Genomic DNA, 19709 nt, shown 5'->3' on the forward strand with positions numbered 1-19709 from the left:
TTTTTAGCATCATTAACTCATTTTATTGTTTGAAAAAAGTTGATTACTGCACCTTGGCAATTCGTCCCTGTTCAATATAAACACTTAAAATAGCTAAGTCAGCTGGATTGACCCCACTAATTCTTGATGCTTGGGCAATCGTTTCTGGCTGAATTTTCGTCAATTTCTGGCGAGCTTCAGTTGCTAAACCATTAATAGCCTCATAATCGATTCCAGTTGGAATTTGCTTAGCTTCTAAGCGACGTAAGCGCGCGATTTTCTGCTGTTCTTTATCAATATAGCCAGCATACTTTGTTTGAATCTCAACTTGTTCAGCGCTATAACGGTCCAATGCTGGTTCCGCTGCCGGAATAATCGTCAATAAATCAGCATAACTAATTTGCGGCCGCTTGAGAAATTCACTGGCCAAAATACCATCTTGTAACGGCGCCATCTCTTTAGCAGCTAACAATTCAGCTACACCAGGTTGTTTAGGCTTGATTCGATAAGTCGCCAGTCGTTTTAACTCCGCAGTAATGGCAGCTTTTTTTGCTAAGAACTGCTGATAACGTTCTTCAGAAATTAGGCCTAACTGATAACCTTTCTCAGTTAACCGTAAATCAGCGTTATCATGGCGTAAAATCAAGCGATATTCAGCACGACTAGTTAATAAACGATAAGGCTCATTAGTACCCTTCGTCACTAAATCATCAATCATAACGCCGATATAAGCCTCATCACGACCTAAAGTAAAGGCTGGTTTACCTGCCGCCCGTAAAGCAGCATTGATTCCAGCAACAATTCCTTGGCCACCGGCTTCTTCATAGCCAGAAGTGCCATTCATCTGTCCGGCAGTAAATAAGTTTTTAACTACTTTAGTCTCTAAACTATGCGTTAATTGCCAAGGCTCCACAACATCATATTCAATCGCATAACCAGGACGCATTAATTCAGCATGCTCTAATCCAGCAACTGAATGCAACATCTTTAACTGAATTTCTTCGGGCATTGAGGTTGAGAAGTCGCCGACATAATATTCCTCAGTGTGACGGCCCTCTGGCTCCAAAAATAATTGATGCCGTGGTTTGTCAGCAAAGCGGACAATTTTATCTTCGATTGATGGGCAATAACGGGGCCCAACCCCTTCAATAATCCCGGAGAACATTGGCGCCCGATCTAAATTATCACGAATAATTTGATGAGTCGTACCATTCGTATAAGTCATCCAGCAGGATAATTGATCTTTAACATAAGCTGAATCTGGCGTTAAATATGAGAAATGATGTGGCGTTTTGTCGCCAGGTTGTTCAATTGTTTTATCGTAATCAATCGTATTACCATCAACACGTGGCGGTGTTCCTGTCTTAAAGCGCCGTAACTTGAAGCCTAATTTTTCCAAGTTTTCTGATAACTTAATGGAAGGTAATGAATTATTAGGACCAGATGAATAAGTTAATTCACCAATAATAATTTTACCCCGTGAAGAAGTACCGGCCGTTAAAACCACACTTTTAGCAAAATATTCAGCGCCGGTTGCAGTTACAACCCCCTGACAAACACCATCTTTAACGATTACTTCATCAACGACGCCTTGCCGTAAAGTTAGGTTCGGTTCTTTCTCAATCGTGTCTTTCATAACGGCGTGATAATCGGCCTTGTCAGCTTGGGCGCGTAAGGCGCGGACTGCTGGTCCCTTACCAGTATTCAACATGCGCATCTGAATGTAAGTCGCATCAATATTGCGCCCCATTTGGCCACCGAGAGCATCAATTTCGCGAACGACGGTCCCTTTAGCCGGACCACCAACAGAAGGATTACATGGCATAAAGGCCACCATATCCAAATTAATTGTTAATAATAATGTTTTTTGTCCCATACGTGCTGCTGCCAAAGCTGCTTCTGAACCAGCGTGACCTGCACCAACGACAATAACATCATATTCTTTTGAAGGATACCGCTTTACTTCCAAATTTTAACCTACTTTCCTAAACAAAACTGACTAAACAGTTGGGTAATTAATTCATCAGGGGCACTTTCACCGGTAATTTCGCCTAGTTTATCCCAACAAGTTGTCATATCGATTTGTACTAAATCGACTGGCAAGCCTTGATTCAGACCAGCTAGCACTTGTTGTAACGAAGCCCGTGCTTGTTGTAACAAGCCAATTTGCCGATTATTCGACACTAAAATATCTTTTTGTTGATTTTCAATCCCACCGAAGAATAAAGTTTTAATCTCGGTTTCAATCTTAGTCAAACCAACTTTAGTTTTAACTGAAGCCACAATGGGATCTTCAGTGACACCAAGTGCTGCCAGAGTTGCTGGCGTAATTTGTGAGGTTAAATCGGCTTTGTTTAATACAATCATTCGTTTTTGTTGAGCCGTCAAATCAAGTAATTGCCGATCCTCTTTAGTTAGCGCCTCACTGGCGTCCAGTACCAAGATCACTAAATCAGCTTCCGACAAAGCCTTTTTACTTCGGGCAACCCCAATTTTCTCAACCTTATCATTCGTGTCATGAATCCCGGCAGTATCGATCAATTTCAGTGGCACGCCTTGAACATTAACATATTCTTCCAAGACATCCCGCGTGGTCCCAGCAACATCAGTGACAATTGCCTTATCTTCATGCAATAAATAATTTAACAGGGAAGACTTACCGACATTCGGCCGGCCAATGATGGCAGTCGCTAAACCTTCGCGTAAAATCTTGCCTTGATTGGCAGTCGCTAATAATTGATCAATTTCGTGTTCGACCTGAATTGCTTTTTCCCGCAACATTTGCGCGGTCAATTGTTCCTCATCATACTCAGGATAATCAATGTTCACTTCAACTTGTGCCAAAACTTGTAAAATTTCTTGACGAAGATTTTTGATCAAATGTTGCAGGTTACCATCTAATTGATTTAAAGCAACTTTCATCGCCTGATCAGTCTTAGCCCGGATCAAGTCCATCACTGATTCTGCTTGCGTTAGATCAATTCGACCGTTTAAGAAAGCTCGTTTGGTAAATTCACCAGGTTCGGCCATCCGCGCGCCAACAGCCAATAATAATTGTAAAATCCGATTAGTCGCTACAATGCCACCATGACAATTAATTTCCACAACATCTTCACGAGTAAAAGTCTTCGGTGCCAACATGACTGACACCATTACTTCATCCATTTCTTGCTGGTCACGCGGATCAACAATATGCCCATAATGAATCGTATGACTAGCTACTTTTGTTAAATTAGCACCCTTAAAAACGTGATTAGCCAAAGCCACTGCCTGATCACCAGATAGCCGCACAATTGAGATTGCCCCTTCACCAGGCGGTGTTGAAATGGCGGCGATGGTATCATACTCCGTTACAGTTGCCATATTTGCAAAAACCTCTTTCTATTTATAAACATAAAAAAAGTGCCTAAAATCCACCATTCCCGTCAGCTAACCAATTAAATTGATCCACTAAAAAGAGAATGGCAGATAAAGCACTTTGACTACTTCATCAATTCAGTTTGTAGACATAATATAAGCCAAAAAGAACAATTTGTCAAAAAATCAGAGTGTGAGGAGCGACGGGTTTTTGGCGTAGCGTAATTTCGATAATTTGATTGGGCACTGCGAGTGACCGAGCAAATTATCAAATTAGGCCTAGCCATTTGTCGCTCCGAACACGTTTCAGCATCACAAAAGATAAAACCATGGTGAAGTTTTGAAACAGAACTGGTTTTGACTCGATTCTGGGCTTGCTGGTTGTGGAACGCGGCCGGATTGAGGTTGACAACAACGCCCGCTATGTTGCTGGTACCTGCCTCTCTTAACTAGAAAATGGGGAACGACTTAAACTAATTCAAATTAGCGATGTTACACCTAAATTAAAACTTGTGTTTAAGATTGTTAGAATAACAGACTTGCTTTTGAACAGTTTAATGATACAATGAACTTACAAAAGTGATTCAATAGATTAGTCACCAAAGCCCACAACTATTGCTGGTAGTTGTGGGCTTTTTTTACATTTATTTAGTTAATAAACGGGTGGGTTGAATGATTGCCTTGGAATTACTACTTGTGGTTACTCAACCAATAATTAAAAAGTGCCAGTAAGACACCCACAAGTAACTGAACCAAAAGCGATTCAATCATGATTAGTCACCTCCAATCTGTTGCAGTTTTTGCCGACAGATTGACAGGGCCTATTAAGTAAATCCAACATTTATCCTGAGCCCAAACAAAAAGTACAACCCAACTGCCCTTCAGCAGTCACGGTTGTACTTTTTAAATTTTTTAAGGTAATTTAACTGTTTTCCGTGGTGCAATCACAACATAACGTTCAGGATCATTTCCCTCAGAGAATGTCTCAACATAAGGACTGTCAGCTAATAACGTATGAATTAGCTTTCGCTCAAATGAGGGCATTGGGTCCAAGTAAACCGCTTGATGATCAGCAATCACATCGCGAGCAGTCCGCTTGGCTAATGCCGTTAATGCGCGTTCCCGCCGTTCGCGGTAATCGCCAACATTCAAGACAATAATTTGATGAGTCCGGCCGCGATGGTTGAAGAACGTCTGACTTAAATACTGTAAAGAATTAATTGAACGACCATGCTTGCCAATCAGTAATCCTTCTTTAGCCGTATCTAAATGAAATGTAATTTCTTGTGGTTTCTGTTCAACGCGGACCAATGAAGGTGCACCTAACCGTTTCGTTAAGTCAGTTAAATAAACTGCCAAATCTTTAACTGCCTGTTCATCACTACGCGGTGTTTCCGTAGCTGACTTGGTTTTAGGCTTAGTTGCCACCGCAGTTTTAGGCGTGATCGCAGCTGATTGAGCTGACTGCACCTTAGACTTAGCTACTGACCGTTGTGGATCATTAGCCGCATCAGCCCGCATATGTTGCTGCATCTTTTGTTCATTGACTTGCTGTTTCTTAGCTTTGGCCGCTGATGAAATGACTACCTCAACTAAAGCTGTTTTCTTACCAATTCCAAGAAAACCACGACTTGCTGGACGAATGATTTGAATCGTGGCCTCAGCTTTGGTTAACTTTAATTCACTTAAACCTTTTGTAATTGCAGCGTCGACAGTGACGCCTTCGAATTGTGCCATTGATCACTCACTCCAGTTTCTTAAACTTGAAATTAATGACGGCGATAAGCACGTTTTCGTGCCCGTCGTAACGCCTTTTCTTTTTCGCGTTTTTCCGCTTCTTTTGCTTCACGCTCACGCCGAGCCTTGAATGGGTTTTGTAGAATCAGTGTCTGGACAACTTGGAAAGCATTGGAAACAACCCAGTACAAGGAAATAGCTGAGGCAATATTCAACGCTGGAATCATGATCATTAGAGGCATCACATACATCATCACTTTGCCAGAAGCACCGGACTGTGGCATCGACATATTACTGATATAAGTTGCTAAGAACGTAAAGATCCCGGCCAAAATCGCCATAATGTAATAAGGATCCTTTTGACCTAACTGCATCCAAAGGAAGGTCCCTTGACGCAATTCAGTTGTCCGAAAAATTGCTTGGTACAAGGCATACATAAATGGTAACTGAATCAACATTGGCAAACAGCCCATTAATGGATTAACGCCAGCTTCAGACATTAACTTCTGGGACTCTTGCCGTAATGTTTGTTGCGTCTCAGCATCTTTAGCACTGTATTTCTTTTGTAAAGCTTGCAATTCTGGTTGAATCGCACTTTGCTTCTGCATATTCTTAGTGCTGAAATGGTTCAGCGGTAATAAAATAATCCGCACAATAATGGTGAAAACCACAATTGCCCAGCCATAACTATTACCCAAGAATGATGCAATTTTCAAAATGAACCAAGAGAATGGATACAAAATATAATGATCCCAAAAACCAGGTGTTTTACTAGTAATTGGGGCATTTAAATTAGAACAGCCGGCCAAAATAATAACAAGACTTAATAATGAGACCAGCAAAATAATTTTCTTTAACTGTGGTCGTTTCTTCACTAATTTTCCCTCACGAATCAATCGACTTGATTTCCTTGTTTTGGATTCAACAACTGACTCAATTTTAGCACATGGATCAGATTTGTTTTAGTCTCTTTCATATCTAAATTTTTAGCATTCTTACGCGCAATCACTAAAAAGTCCACATCTTGCCGCAATTGCGGTTCCAATTCCTGCAGACTTTGACGGATATAACGTTTAATTTGATTACGACAAACGGCGGTGTGGCCAACTTTTTTGCCCACAGAAATACCCACACGAAAATGAGCTTGCCCAGGCTTGGTCAGCTGATAAATCACAAAATTACGATTTGCTTTCGAGTGGCCAGCTTCAAAAACTTGTTGAAACTCCCGCTCTTTTTTAACTCGATAACGTTTACGCATTACACGAACCCAAACTTTCACTCAGTAAAATAAAAAATAACGAGTTTGCTAAAAAGCACTTAATTGCTTTTAAAGTCAAAAACACCGATATCCGCAAATTGGATAGCGGTGTTTTCGGATCAAGCAATTGAGCAGCTCTTTTTCGAAATACTACCAAAATTAGATCAGTCATTTACCGACCTAATAAAAAAACCACTGAAACTTCAGTGGCCTTAAGCAGATAACACTTTTCTACCTTTAGTACGACGTCTTGCTAATACTTTACGGCCGTTTTTAGTGCTCATCCGTTTCATGAAACCGTGAACGCGTTGACGATGACGTTTCTTTGGTTGATATGTCCGTTTTGTTGTCATGTGTGTGGCACCTCCTAATATAAGTGGATACACCATGAAGATCGTTTTTTATCGAAAAGTTCTTCAAGCGCAATTACTTTAAATATATTATCATATACGCGCTTAAAAATAAACTAGCAGTTACGATTTTTTTCATAAAATATACATATTTTTCCAAATTTGCTTGTCAATAAGCTGTGGAAAAGTGTTTCTTTTTAAAGATCCTGTCCACTACTTTTGGGGATAAATTTAACAATTCACCGTTTTTGGGATAACTTTACGCACACCCTGGGGAATGGTGGATAACTTTAATGTAAGCTTGACCGCAAGCAGTTAGTTGTCCACAAGTTGTTGTTAATAGTCAGCAAACTTCTGAAAATGATCCACTTTATCAACAGCCTGTGGATAATTTTGGCCACACCTGTGCATTACTTTTATTTTTTATTGCCAAATCTGTGGAAAACTTTTTTATTTTCGGCTTATCTATTGTATACTAAAGCAAGTATCTTCATTTTTATTTCCGAATAAAGGGGCGTCACCATGGATAACGCAAAATTACTATGGCAACAACTAGACGCCGAGTATAAGAAAACTTTCGAACCATTAAGCTATGACACTTGGATCAAAACTGTTGTGCCGCTGCAAGTGAGCAACCAAACGTTGGTATTGGAGGTACCTTCGCAGTACCACGCTGACTATTGGCGGATTCGGTTGATTGATCAAGCAACGGTTTCATTGCAAAAAATTAGTGGTGAGAATTTAAATATTAAACTCGTCGTCAAAAATGAACACGAGGATCCAGCAGCTAAGGAATACCCAGCTGTAATCGATCCAGGAGAACCGGGGCAAGTTTATTCCCACGATACCCACTTAAATGATAAATACACCTTTGAAAATTTCGTCACTGGTGGCGGGAACTACTTAGCCCAAGCAGCGGCACTATCTGCTGCCGAAGAACCAGGGCAAATTTATAATCCGCTAAACATTTACGGCGGCGTGGGTTTAGGCAAAACCCATTTAATGCAGGCGATTGGCCATGAAGTTTTACGGCGCAATCCTAAGGCCAAAGTCAAGTATGTGACCAGTGAAGAATTCGCCAACGACTTCATTAACTCCATTCAAACTCGGCGTCAAGAAGAATTCCGTCGTGAATATCGTTCGGTAGATTTACTATTAGTCGATGATATTCAATTTTTCGCCGAAAAAGAAGCAACTCAAGAAGAGTTCTTCCATACTTTCAACAAATTATATGAAAATAAAAAACAAATCGTCCTCACTTCCGACCGCGTTCCTAACGAAATTCCTAAGTTGGAAGATCGTTTGGTTTCCCGATTTAAGTGGGGGTTGTCTACTGATATCACACCACCAGACTTGGAAACGCGAATTGCGATTTTGCGGAATAAGGCCCAAGCTGAAGGTCTCGAAATTGATGACCAAACTTTAAGTTATATTGCCAGCCAAATCGATACCAATATTCGTGAACTTGAAGGTGCCTTAGTCCGCGTCCAAGCCTATTGCACCATCAATAAAATCGACATCAATTTGGAAAATGCGATGGCGGCACTGCGCGGATTGCAGGAAATCTCCGCAGAACGCGGCTTATCAATTAGTAAGATTCAAGAAATCGTCGCCCAATATTATCGGTTGCAAGTTTCTGATTTGACTGGGAAGAAACGAACTAAAAATATTGTTGAACCACGACAAATTGCGATGTATTTGTCGCGCGAACTGACTGAAAACTCCTTACCAAAAATTGGCAAAGAATTCGGTGGTAAGGATCACACGACTGTTATTCACGCTTACGATAAAATTAGCCAGAATTTACTTAGTGATGCTGAACTGAAAAAACAATTAAGTGATCTCCGCAAATTATTGCAAGGCTAAATATGGCCCTGTGGATAATTAAAAAAAACATCCCCAAATCTGTCCACAAGTTATCCACAGTGGAAAACAAATAAAATCATTTATGCGGCCTAGTTTTCCACAGCTTCAACAGGCCCTACTATTATTACTTTAAATTCTTTATATAATTAACTGCACACCTAGGAGGAACCTCTTATGAAATTCACGATAAATAGAACTGCTTTTTTACGTTATTTCAACGACGTCTCACGTGCCATCCCTTCAAAAACGGCCATCTCAATTTTGACAGGCCTTAAATTAGATTTAACTAATGATGGCTTACAGCTTACTGGGAGCAATGCTGATATTTCAATCGAGTCATTTCTACCAGTTAGTGATGAGGAACTTGATTTACAAGTTGAATCAGTCGGCGCAGTTGTTTTAAGTGCGCGCTTCTTCGGGGAAGTCGTTAAACGCCTACCTGACGAAACTTTTACTTTTGACGTTCAAGACAATTTTCAAACTGTTCTGACTTCTGGCCAATCAGAATTTACGATCAATGGCTTTGATGCTAATAACTATCCGCGTTTACCAGAAATTGAAGAACAAAACGAACTGAAAATTAACGCTGACATTCTGCACGATTTGATCAACCAAACTGTTTTAGCCGTTTCTAATCAAGAAAGTCGCCCAATTTTAACTGGGGTTCATTTTCTGATCGACGGCAATGGCTTGTTAGCAGTTGCAACCGACAGTCATCGTTTAGCCCAACGCCGGTTAGACTTGGAAAATATTACTGGAACTTATAACTTAGTGATTCCTGGTAAAAGTCTGCTAGAATTAGGCCGAATGTTAGCTGATCTTAAAGAAGATGTCAGCTTAAAAATCAATGAAAATCAGGTCTTATTCTCCTTTGGTAACACGAAATTCTATTCGCGCTTACTAGAAGGCAATTATCCAGACACAACAAAATTAATTCCGACTGATGCCAATACAACCTTGCAATTAGCTGCTGGCGATTTGTTATCCGCAATCGACCGAGCGTCATTGTTGTCTCATGCTAGTCGCAGTAATGTGGTCCGTTTAATTTTGAACCCGGCTAATAATGTGGCGACTTTATCGAGTACTTCGCCAGATGTAGGGACCACTGAGGAAAACTTGCAAATTGCCACTTTGTCAGGTGAGGAGTTAGATATTTCCTTTAACCCAGATTATATGAAAGATGCCTTACGGGCCTTTGGTGCCACCGATATTATTTTGGCGTTCACCACTAACTTACGACCATTTACGTTATACCCATCTGAGGATAAGGAACATTACATCCAATTGATTACCCCAGTCCGAACTTTTAATTAAAAAAGAAAAACATGTTTCGCTGCAGCGTTGATTTTGACTTTTAGTCAGAACCGGCGCTGCTTTTTTATGAGCAAAAAAGCAGCATTAGAATGTATGATTATGCAAGCAGCATAAATGGCGAAAAGGCCGACATTATATTTTGTTATATAACAGTCACGGCCAGAATCTGCTTTCGTCGTAAAAAGGGTAATCAAGTAGGTAACGACTAGTCGTCAGTAGCGGTAATTAAAAATGACGGTTGAAAATGAATTGGTAAAAGACAAAAATAGGTTTAGGTAATTTTAAATAATCCGAATTAACTATTAGTGGAGTATGTTGATGACAAAATTAAAATTTAAAGCTAATCAGCAATATGGTGATTTATCGGGGACTGACCTAAATTGGTTTGCGACTCATCGTAACTACAGCGATACTGCCTCTTGGCTGATTTATCAAGATTCGTTGAAAGAAGCGCAGAATCCGCCTGCGACCATTGGCAATACGAAAGGTGATCGCATTTCATTTCGGGCAGCTGTGCAGGCAAAGGAAACCAACTTTAATGGTCAGACCATGCTGATTCTGTCTAATCCTGCTAGTCAAAAGACTGTAGTCAGTGATGCTGATTTTGAAGCTTTTCACCATCCTAGTACAACTGATCGGCGGTTACGTTATTTAGCTAAGCATTTACAGCCAAATCAGTTTAAGTTGAATTTAGCAGGAGCCTTCGTGACTGACATGATCACCAATAAGTGGGATTCTAACCCTGATGCTGAGAATGTTTGGGCCAATGTTAGCTATGCGGCGATTGTTGAGCAATTATTAAGTGTTGCGAATGATTTATTAGTTCATAATCAGTGCCGACTGCGAAAACTTGATTTAGTGCTGGGCATTCACAAAAGTCGCCGCTCTGACAAAATCGTGACCTTACTGTTAGCACAATTAGAATTGTTAAAAGCTGGTCCTATTACGACTACTTCAGCATTGACTCAAGCCGTGCAAGCAGATCAAATTCGGGTATTTCGGCTACCATTTCATCCGGGAATCCAAGGCAAAGGTGCGCAACAAACAATACCAGCCATTCGCGCTGGCATTAAAAGAATTTTTTAAGTAAACGAAAGCCATTAAAAAAGCAATCAGTGAGCTATGTTCAACGCTCACTGGTTGTTTTTTTGACTTAATTATTGAAAATTTTTAAGCGTAAATTAATGAATTAAATCGGCAATCCATTGAGCTGGCAGCAACAACCGTTTTTTAAAGCAACTAATCATTTTGATAAAAATAAATTTATTTAGCATACTAAAGTGCAATTAATGGTCATGAAAATTTTCATTATTTTAAAAATAAATCATCAAAGAACGTCGTCATTAGCAATGATAACGAACTAATCGGCAAGATCGAAAGTATTTTCAGAAAATGGCCGAAATTTGTGTAAATCTTTGTGATTTAAGGTTCATTTATCTATATATTAGCGTTATACTATTTCTGTATGACTAATGATTAGTTTTTTTAAGGGAACGATCAGCGATGTTTAGGGCAAAAGGAATCGGAGCAAAATTTAGAACGATTTTTACAATTTTTGTATTAGCAATTTCACCACTATTCTCGGCAAATAGTGTTAGTGTGCTGGCAGCAACTAAAGCTAGTAGTGAGAGTGTTCCTAGTGGTGGCGACTTCTATGATGATGTGCCTGAAGCTGAGGATGCACCCTTAGGCGCGGCGCAATACTTCCATATTTTCTCAAATAAAACGAAAATTAGTGCTCACGTCAATGGCAACATTTCCACTGGCGAATTTGATGGGCAAGTTAATTTCGGAACTAATATTATTCAAGGGTTAGTTGATCAAGACATTAACTATTTCCAAAACATTGAAAACATCGCCAATAGTTCCTTCGTTGATTCTGGTAGTAGTGATGCGCGGATCAACAAGGTTGTTGTCGGTGACAACGTTGATGTTGGTCTAGAAAATCAAAATACCGTTTATCTAGAAAATAGTAAGATGGACCATTTAGCTGCTGACGAAATTTATCAAGATCCTTCTAACGACGAGACTTATATCAACATTAAGAAAGAACTCGGCGAAGATAAAACGCAAGGCGAGGAATGGGCTGCTAAGGAAGATTCAGCCAATGTTACGCCTAAATTTGCTGATGAAAATAATCGCGAAATTGCAATTTCGCCTGACGCTGAAGAGAGTGCTAAATATTCAGTTGAACTAACTAAAGTTGATGAACAAGGTAACCCTTTGGCAGGTGCTGTTTTTGACCTATATGAAGAGGGTAATGAGCAACCAATTCGTGAAGGGTTAACAACTGATAAAAACGGCAAAATCACTTTAGATAATTTAACGTCAATCGGTGATTATTATTTTGTCGAAACCAAAGCACCTGAAGGTTATCAACTTGATGGTGTTAAACATTACTTCAAAGTGACAATTGCTAGTCAAACTAGTAAAAGTGACTATGTTTATTACAATCTCGACGCTGCTGAATTAGAAAAAGATCGGCCATTAAAGATTTCAGGGATTAGTTCTGATGGCCCCTCAATTATTGTCAACGTTGATTTAAAGGGTCGTAGTGAACTTAATATTAATTCTAAAATCATCCCAGTCATTGATGAAAATGATCGTCATAATCAAGAAACTGAAGATTTTGCTGATGCTAAGATCCTTTTCAATTTTTATAATTCTAACGACACAACGATTAATGTTAATCAGCCATTTAGTGGCACGATGTTGGCACCGGAAGCTAAGATTGTCGCTTATCAAAACGTTGATGGTAGTTTAATTGCTGATGATGTCAACGTTGTTGGCGGGGAGACCCATCGCTGGGATTTCCAGTCGGCTTTCCAAACTGGGGATGGCGTGCCCGTTGAATTAACTGTCACGAATAGTAAAGAAGAAACGGCCGAAACAGTTAAGGTTGCTGGTAACAAGAAATGGATCGATGGTAATAATCCTGAACGACCTAAACAAGTTATCGTCGATCTTTATCAGAATGGCCAGTAAATCGATTATCGTGAAATCACAGCCAAAGATAATTGGCATTATAGTTTCGATAACTTGCCGAAGTACGATGAAAACGGTGACGAATATCTTTATACCGTGAAGGAATGGAAAGTGCCAGGTTATATTACTGGCGTTGATGGTGATGATAATATCACCAACACGTTAGCCACCAGCATTAGTGGCAACAAAATTTGGGTCGACAATGATAACGCTGCGGGGAAACGCCCAAGCAGTATTAAAGTGGACCTCTATCAGAATGGTGTTCAAATAGATTCAAAGAAAGTCAGTGGTGAAGGTAATGAGTGGCCTTATAATTTTGCCAATTTACCTAAATATGACGCTGATGGCAAAGAGTATGTTTATACCGTTAAAGAAGAGACGGTCCCTGGCTATACTCAAACGCAAAATGGTTTGGAGATCACCAACACGATTGAACCAGAAGTAACGCCAGAACCTGAAACAACAGCTGTTAGTGGTACGAAGACTTGGATCGATAATGACGACGCTGGTAAAACCCGGCCTGATAGTATTAATGTCCACTTGTATCAGAATGGCGAGTTATTTAAGTCGCAAACAGTAACGGCGGCCAACAACTGGCAATATAGCTTCACTGATTTGCCGAAATATGATGAAAATGGTGCCGAATACGAGTACACCATTGGTGAAGACGCCGTGCCTGGCTACACCAGTGATCGCGAGGGCGATAATTTAACCAATACCCTCGAAGAAACAACAACTGAACCAGAAAAGACTGAGATTAAAGGGACCAAGACTTGGGTCGGCGATGATGAAAATAACCGACCAAGTAGTATCACGATTGACCTATATCGCGACGGTCAAAAAATCGACAGTAAGCAAGTCACAGCTGCTGATAACTGGGCATACAGTTTTACTGACTTAGATAAAGATGATGGCAATGGTCACGAATATGTTTATTCCGTCAAAGAAGCTGATGTTCCTGATGATTACACCAGTGAACAAATCGGCACTGATTTCGTCAATACGTATATTGCCAAAGAAACCACTGAAATTAGTGGTACGAAGATTTGGCAAGATAATAACAACGCGACAAATTCACGACCTGACAGCGTGACTGTTATGCTTTATCGGAACGGTGAAGCAACTACGCAAACTCAAACCGTGACTGCAGCGAATAACTGGCAATACCACTTTACTGATCTTGCTAAGTACGATGAGAATGGCAAGCCATATGTTTATCTTGTTAAAGAAACGGATGTCCCTAATAATTATCAGGTGACTTATAGCGGCTTTGACATTGTTAATACTTTAAAGAAAACCAGCATTGCTGGTACGAAAACTTGGGTCGATGATAATAACGCTGCTAATAAACGGCCAGCCAGCGTGACTTTCGAACTTTATCGTAACGGTAAAAAGACTGGTCAAACAGCCACAGCGACGGCTGCCACCAACTGGCGATATCAGTTCACTGGTTTGGCCAAGCTCGACAAACTAGGCAAAGAATATACCTACACCTTTAAAGAAGTGGCGGTGCCAGGTTATACCACTAGTCAAAACGGCCATGATTTCACCAATACTTTAGACAAAGAAACCACTGATGAAGATAACAATGGTTCTGGTGAAGAAGATAACGGCTCTGGGGATGAGAATCACGGTTCTGAAGACAACCATGAAACTGACCACCACGAAGACCAACAAAATCAAAAAGACAGCAATAAACAGAAATTACCACAAGCTGGGGAACAACATAGCAGCAACTTATTAATCGTTGCTGGGTTCGTTCTGTTACTAACGACAATCTTCAGCTTGGCAAAAATTGGTTTTAAAAAAGAAAATTAATTTCTGATTTAAGTAAGCAGTCCTAATTCAAATGAATTAGGCTGCTTTTTTTATTGGCGCTTCACTATTATCACTCTTTGGTTTAGGAACGTTGAACAAGAAACGATGCTCATAAATTCTTCGTTTATAGCAAGTGGCCTTGATTCTTCCTAAATAAAACTCAAGATCATTCTCTGTTGTTCCTATGATAGAGAAATCTTGAGTCTTTTAGTGTTTAAAATAAACTGCATTAATTTGGATACGCTTTTTTAAGATTAGTTTTCCGTAACTGTCATTTTCGATACACGACCTATTTTCAAATAGGTCGTGTCCCTAGAATCACTTTTTTGATATCGTGGGTTTTCGTAGACAACAGTGGAATTCGAAACGTGTTCTTGTTCAGTGGTCTAAATGCACTAAAACATGTTATACTGTAGTCACAATGATATTGCAACATCAGATGCACCAAAGCCCTCAACTATGTCGGTAGTTGAGGGCTTTTTTTACACTAATTATCTTAATTTAGCGGGTGTGTCATCGGCTAATTGTGTTTATCAAGTCAATGCTGAATCAGCATTAGTAGAAGGCCCACAATTAATGGCGCAATAATATCGCCGAACATCAGATCACCTCCACTCTGCTGCTAGACTGGAAGTCTATTCCGGAAACATAACCAATATATCATGGAATCATTCAAGATTGATTGAAAAATGAAAAATAATGAGTAATATCATGATCAACGTTTTTATTTCGCCTTAACTAACACTGGAAACTCCTTACGCCAGTTTGAAAATTTACCAAAACGAAAAAGGCCAATCTAGCTACACGAGCAATATTTAAATTTGTCGTGTGTCTAAAGTGGTTTTTACCATGAAGTAGTGGTATTTTTCCAGATAATAGTTCGAAAGTTATTTTTACTAAAGTTAATGTTAAAAATTTGAATTGTAATTGTTGTCAATTCAATGCCTGTACTATAGGCCATTTAATGGCATATTTGTGTTAGACCTGTTATACTAAAAGTGCAAATAGGTTACTAACATTAGTACACCAAAGCCCCCAACTATTCCAGTAGTTGAGGGCTTTTTTTACACTATTTCGTTATCTTCTAGTGGGTGTGTCATCGGTTAATCGTGCCGATCTAGCCAGTGCTGAAGCAGCAATAGAAGAATGCCCACGATTAGAGGCGCAAATAAGTCACTAAACATCAGTATCACCTCCAACTAGTTGTAAAATTGGAAGTTTCTTCCGACAACATCCTCAATATATCATGAAAGCATTGGGAATTGGCTAAATTATGAAAAATAATGAGCAAAATCATCATTAGTGTTTTTAATTTCTCGGTTTTTAAGGTCATCGTCACAAATAGTCGGTTAAATTTAGTCTGTTTTTCAAAATTGGCCATTTTACTTAAAATCAAAAAAACGGCCCTTCTCAGCAATTTTAATAAAAATAGTCTACCTAGTTTATTTAAACTAAGATTTGCTATAAACGCCAAATTTCCAGTCTAAATTGTTTTTTAGGTAAAAAAGAGTATAATTTAATAGTGAAACTAACTCATCGTGGTGTGCTGGGGGCGAAAATAATCGAACAAGTTAAATTAACAGATAATTTCATGACTTTAACGCAGTTATTGAAAGAAGCAGGAATCGTTGGCAGTGGTGGCCAAGTGAAATGGTACCTGCAAGAAACCCCTGTTAAACTCAATGGGGTTACTGAGAATCGTCGTGGGAAGAAGCTTTATCCCAATGATGTGGTGGAATTAGCGTCTGGCGAAGTTTACCAAATCGTGCAGGCCTAAAATGTACCTGAAAGAATTAAAATTAAAGAATTTTCGCAATTACAGTGATTTGGATCTGACTTTTTCGCCGCAGATTAATGTACTGATCGGTGAAAATGCCCAAGGTAAAACCAATTTACTGGAAGCCATCTATGTGTTGGCTTTGGCGCGATCACATCGGATGAATGATGACAAAGCGCTGATTAAATGGGGCGCTGATTTCGCCAAGGTCAGTGGTGTGATTGAACGGAAGTTAGGGTCCTTGCCCTTGGAGATTATTCTAAGTCATCAAGGTAAGAAAGCGCGGATCAATCATTTGGACCAAGATCGGCTGTCCCAATATGTGGGTCAGTTTAATGTGATTTTGTTTGCGCCAGAGGATTTGGAATTGGTCAAGGGTTCACCAGCTAAACGGCGCCGTTTTATTGATATGGAATTTGGTCAGATCAATCACCAGTATCTGTATAACATCACCCAATATCGCAATATTCTGAAGCAGCGTAATCTTTATTTGCGGCAATTGAAATTTCATGAAGCTAAGGATTTAGTTTATTTGGATATTTTGTCAGATCAACTAGCTGGTTTTGGCGCTGAAATTGTTTGGGCGCGACATCAATTTTTGCAGCAAATGGCGGTTTTTGCCAAAGAGCAACATCAGCAAATCACCCAGCAACGTGAGCAACTGCAGTTTGTTTACCAGACGGTGTTGCCCGATGAGGAATTAACGGATTCAGATCAGATTTATCATTTCTTACAAGATCAATATCAGAAGAATCGTAAGCGTGAATTGCAACAAGGAACGACTGTTTTGGGACCACATCGTGATGATGTGGCGTTTATTGTGAATGACCGTAATGTGCAAGATTTCGGTTCACAAGGGCAACAACGCACCGTTGCTTTAAGTTTAAAGCTGGCTGAAATTCAAATGGTCAAGCAACAGACTGGCGAAGCGCCCGTATTGCTGTTAGACGATGTGCTGTCAGAGTTAGACGATTTACGGCAAACCCATTTATTACATACCATTAAGAATCAGGTGCAGACCTTCTTAACCACCACTAGTCTTGATGGCGTTGCCGAAGAAATTATTGGTAAACCTACGATTTTCCAAGTGGCCGCTGGGCAAGTGACGTCCGCTACCACTGAATCAGAATAACCAGAGGAGGTTTTCGCATGAGTAACGAGAATGATTCGCAGCAAACAACTAATCAACCAGTAAATGATGCGCAAAATCACGAACAGCCCACTACTGAGGCTAATATTGATCAAACGGCAGTCGATCAAGCCAATGCTCAACCAGAATTAACGGCTGAACAAGCAGCTGCTAAAAAAGAAGAAGCCTTAGAAGCTAAAGACGAAAAAGTTAAAGAATATGATGCTAGTCAGATTCAAGTTTTAGAGGGACTTGAAGCGGTTCGTAAGCGTCCCGGAATGTATATCGGCTCAACTAGTAGTCAAGGTCTCCATCATTTAGTTTGGGAAATTATTGATAACGGGATCGACGAGGCTTTAGCCGGTTTTGCCACGCGAATTGATATTGAAGTTGAACCAGATAATAGTGTTACCGTAACTGATGATGGCCGTGGTATTCCTGTGGGTATCCAAACCAAGACGGGCCGACCAGCGCTAGAAACAGTCTTCACGATTTTACATGCCGGTGGTAAATTCGGCGGTGGCGGCTACAAGGTTTCTGGTGGTCTCCACGGTGTTGGTGCTTCAGTTGTCAACGCTTTGTCGACCAGCTTGGATGTTACCGTGACCCGTGATGGTAAGCGTTACTACATGGATTTCGTTCGGGGTAAAGTGCATACCGAAATGAAAGTCATTGGCACCGCAGCGCCGCATGAACACGGCACTAAAGTTCATTTTGTTCCTGATAGTGACATCTTTACTGAAACCACCGTTTATGATGACAAAGTGTTGAATACCCGAATTCGCGAGCTGGCTTTCTTGAATAAGGGCTTGAAACTAACTTTTACTGATAAGCGAGCCGCAACAGCTGAGCGCATCACTTATCACTATGTTGGTGGGATCAAGAGCTATGTTGAATTCTTAAACGAAGACAAAACCGTGATTTTCCCTGAGCCAATTTATGTGGAAGGTCAACAGGATGGGATTACTGTGGAAGTCGCAATTCAGTATACGGATGACTTTCACTCGAATTTGTTAACCTTTGCCAATAATATCCACACTTATGAAGGTGGGACTCATGAGGCCGGATTTAAGACGGCCTTAACGCGGATCATCAATGATTATGGTCATAAAGCCAATATTCTTAAGGATAATGATGATAACTTGTCTGGGGATGATGTGCGTGAAGGGATGACCGCCGTTGTTTCGATCAAACATCCGGACCCTCAATTTGAAGGTCAGACTAAGACGAAGTTAGGTAACTCCGATGCTCGGACAGCCACTGATCGTCTGTTCTCCGAAACTTTCATGAAGTTCTTAATGGAGAATCCGACGGTTGCTAAGCAAATCGTGGAAAAGGGTCAATTAGCCTCGAAAGCACGGTTAGCAGCGAAACATGCGCGCGAGGTTACTCGGAAGAAGTCTGGTTTGGAAATTAGCAATTTACCAGGTAAGTTAGCTGATAATTCTAGTAAAAATCCAGATATTTCTGAATTATTTATCGTCGAGGGTGATTCTGCCGGTGGATCTGCTAAGCAAGGTCGTTCGCGGTTAACACAAGCAATTTTGCCAATTCGTGGGAAAATTCTGAACGTCGAAAAAGCTTCCATGGACCGGATTTTAGCTAATGAAGAAATTCGGACTTTATTTACGGCCATGGGGACTGGTTTTGGTGGTGATTTCGATGTCACCAAGGCGCGCTATCATAAATTGATCATTATGACTGATGCCGATGTCGATGGTGCTCATATTCGAACCTTACTGTTAACGTTATTTTATCGTTACATGCGACCAATCGTTGAAGCAGGCTATGTTTATATTGCCAAGCCACCACTATATCAAGTGCGTCAAGGTAAATTTATGCGTTACATTGATTCTGATGAAGAATTAGATGAAGTGCTGGGTCAACTACCAGCTTCACCGAAACCAGCGATTCAGCGTTACAAAGGTTTAGGAGAAATGGATGCATCCCAGTTATGGGAAACAACCATGAATCCGGAAAATCGACGGTTGGATCGGGTTGAAGTGACTGATGCTGAAGAAGCCAATGGCGTTTTTGAAATGTTAATGGGTGACGATGTAGCACCACGGCGCGAATTTATCGAGAAGAACGCCAAGTATACCAAGAACTTAGATGTCTAAAGGGAGAGTTGATGAATTA

The 19709-nt window shown here is 40.3% G+C and carries 16 protein-coding genes; 9 read left to right on the top strand and 7 right to left on the bottom strand.

The genetic code is table 11. The features are described 5' to 3' along the window. Positions 1-43 precede the first annotated feature (43 nt). The 6 genes from mnmG to rpmH form a co-directional block, all read right to left on the bottom strand. Positions 44-1948, bottom strand: coding sequence for a tRNA uridine-5-carboxymethylaminomethyl(34) synthesis enzyme MnmG (mnmG, locus tag EKM81_RS01030; protein WP_125647098.1), 1905 nt, complete (start codon positions 1946-1948; stop codon positions 44-46). An 8-nt stretch (positions 1949-1956) separates the two neighbouring features. Further along, complete coding sequence (gene mnmE / locus EKM81_RS01035) at positions 1957-3342, bottom strand: tRNA uridine-5-carboxymethylaminomethyl(34) synthesis GTPase MnmE (RefSeq protein WP_125647101.1); 1386 nt, start codon at positions 3340-3342, stop codon at positions 1957-1959. Between the two features lie 906 nt (positions 3343-4248). Beyond that, the gene (gene jag, locus EKM81_RS01040; protein WP_125647104.1) at positions 4249-5073 is read right to left on the bottom strand and encodes an RNA-binding cell elongation regulator Jag/EloR; all 825 of its coding nucleotides are present in this window, start codon (positions 5071-5073) and stop codon (positions 4249-4251) included. 32 nt (positions 5074-5105) lie between these two features. Further along, positions 5106-5948 (bottom strand): membrane protein insertase YidC, encoded by an 843-nt coding sequence (yidC, locus tag EKM81_RS01045; RefSeq protein WP_125647107.1) that lies wholly within the window; start codon positions 5946-5948, stop codon positions 5106-5108. A 17-nt stretch (positions 5949-5965) separates the two neighbouring features. After that, on the bottom strand, positions 5966-6331 hold the full coding sequence (gene rnpA / locus EKM81_RS01050; RefSeq protein ID WP_125647110.1) for a ribonuclease P protein component: 366 nt from the start codon (positions 6329-6331) through the stop codon (positions 5966-5968). 212 nt (positions 6332-6543) lie between these two features. Then, the gene (gene rpmH, locus EKM81_RS01055; protein WP_125647113.1) at positions 6544-6684 is read right to left on the bottom strand and encodes a 50S ribosomal protein L34; all 141 of its coding nucleotides are present in this window, start codon (positions 6682-6684) and stop codon (positions 6544-6546) included. Between the two features lie 519 nt (positions 6685-7203). Between rpmH and dnaA the strand changes: the two genes are divergently transcribed. The 6 genes from dnaA (at position 7204) to EKM81_RS11060 (ending at position 15252) form a co-directional block, all read left to right on the top strand. Next, a complete protein-coding gene (gene dnaA / locus EKM81_RS01060; RefSeq protein WP_125647116.1) occupies positions 7204-8547 on the top strand; it encodes a chromosomal replication initiator protein DnaA in 1344 nt (447 codons plus the stop codon). Positions 8548-8721: 174 nt separating this feature from the next. Next, positions 8722-9861, top strand: coding sequence for a DNA polymerase III subunit beta (gene dnaN, locus EKM81_RS01065; protein WP_125647119.1), 1140 nt, complete (start codon positions 8722-8724; stop codon positions 9859-9861). Positions 9862-10179: 318 nt separating this feature from the next. Then, entirely contained in the window at positions 10180-10947 is a 768-nt protein-coding gene (locus EKM81_RS01070) for a hypothetical protein (RefSeq protein ID WP_125647122.1), read from the top strand. Between the two features lie 417 nt (positions 10948-11364). Further along, a complete protein-coding gene (locus EKM81_RS01075) occupies positions 11365-12846 on the top strand; it encodes a SpaA isopeptide-forming pilin-related protein (RefSeq protein WP_125647124.1) in 1482 nt (493 codons plus the stop codon). A 15-nt stretch (positions 12847-12861) separates the two neighbouring features. Continuing rightward, a complete protein-coding gene (locus EKM81_RS01080) occupies positions 12862-14664 on the top strand; it encodes a Cna B-type domain-containing protein (RefSeq protein WP_225420139.1) in 1803 nt (600 codons plus the stop codon). 402 nt (positions 14665-15066) lie between these two features. Next, a complete protein-coding gene (locus EKM81_RS11060; RefSeq protein ID WP_164509144.1) occupies positions 15067-15252 on the top strand; it encodes a hypothetical protein in 186 nt (61 codons plus the stop codon). A 515-nt stretch (positions 15253-15767) separates the two neighbouring features. Here EKM81_RS11060 and EKM81_RS01085 read toward each other — a convergent pair. After that, a complete protein-coding gene (locus EKM81_RS01085) occupies positions 15768-15848 on the bottom strand; it encodes a type I toxin-antitoxin system Fst family toxin (RefSeq protein ID WP_125647290.1) in 81 nt (26 codons plus the stop codon). Positions 15849-16225: 377 nt separating this feature from the next. On the opposite strand from EKM81_RS01085, the gene yaaA reads away from it, so the two are divergent. Genes yaaA through gyrB form a run of 3 tightly spaced genes read left to right on the top strand, consistent with a single transcriptional unit; the run spans position 16226 to position 19690 of the window. Continuing rightward, positions 16226-16441, top strand: a complete 216-nt coding sequence (gene yaaA, locus EKM81_RS01090) for a S4 domain-containing protein YaaA (RefSeq protein ID WP_125647293.1) — start codon at positions 16226-16228, stop codon at positions 16439-16441. Between the two features lies 1 nt (position 16442). Beyond that, positions 16443-17573 carry a DNA replication/repair protein RecF gene (recF, locus tag EKM81_RS01095; protein WP_125647130.1) on the top strand — a complete coding sequence of 377 codons (1131 nt, stop codon included), beginning with the start codon at positions 16443-16445 and terminating at the stop codon, positions 17571-17573. 17 nt (positions 17574-17590) lie between these two features. After that, positions 17591-19690, top strand: coding sequence for a DNA topoisomerase (ATP-hydrolyzing) subunit B (gyrB, locus tag EKM81_RS01100; RefSeq protein WP_164509145.1), 2100 nt, complete (start codon positions 17591-17593; stop codon positions 19688-19690). Positions 19691-19709: the final 19 nt, after the last annotated feature.

Source organism: Lapidilactobacillus gannanensis (assembly GCF_003946675.1).
In the GTDB taxonomy this organism is placed as follows: domain Bacteria; phylum Bacillota; class Bacilli; order Lactobacillales; family Lactobacillaceae; genus Lapidilactobacillus; species Lapidilactobacillus gannanensis.

Excerpts from the sequence above, each read along its gene's own strand:
- mnmE (WP_125647101.1), bottom strand. The coding sequence starts at position 3,342 with ATGGCAACTGTAACGGAGTATGATACCATCGCCGCCATTTCAACACCG.
- jag (WP_125647104.1), bottom strand. The coding sequence starts at position 5,073 with ATGGCACAATTCGAAGGCGTCACTGTCGACGCTGCAATTACAAAAGGT.
- rnpA (WP_125647110.1), bottom strand. The coding sequence starts at position 6,331 with ATGCGTAAACGTTATCGAGTTAAAAAAGAGCGGGAGTTTCAACAAGTT.
- rpmH (WP_125647113.1), bottom strand. The coding sequence starts at position 6,684 with ATGACAACAAAACGGACATATCAACCAAAGAAACGTCATCGTCAACGC.
- dnaA (WP_125647116.1), top strand. The coding sequence starts at position 7,204 with ATGGATAACGCAAAATTACTATGGCAACAACTAGACGCCGAGTATAAG.
- dnaN (WP_125647119.1), top strand. The coding sequence starts at position 8,722 with ATGAAATTCACGATAAATAGAACTGCTTTTTTACGTTATTTCAACGAC.
- EKM81_RS01070 (WP_125647122.1), top strand. The coding sequence starts at position 10,180 with ATGACAAAATTAAAATTTAAAGCTAATCAGCAATATGGTGATTTATCG.
- EKM81_RS01075 (WP_125647124.1), top strand. The coding sequence starts at position 11,365 with ATGTTTAGGGCAAAAGGAATCGGAGCAAAATTTAGAACGATTTTTACA.
- EKM81_RS11060 (WP_164509144.1), top strand. The coding sequence starts at position 15,067 with ATGTTATACTGTAGTCACAATGATATTGCAACATCAGATGCACCAAAG.
- EKM81_RS01085 (WP_125647290.1), bottom strand. The coding sequence starts at position 15,848 with ATGTTTAGTGACTTATTTGCGCCTCTAATCGTGGGCATTCTTCTATTG.
- recF (WP_125647130.1), top strand. The coding sequence starts at position 16,443 with ATGTACCTGAAAGAATTAAAATTAAAGAATTTTCGCAATTACAGTGAT.
- gyrB (WP_164509145.1), top strand. The coding sequence starts at position 17,591 with ATGAGTAACGAGAATGATTCGCAGCAAACAACTAATCAACCAGTAAAT.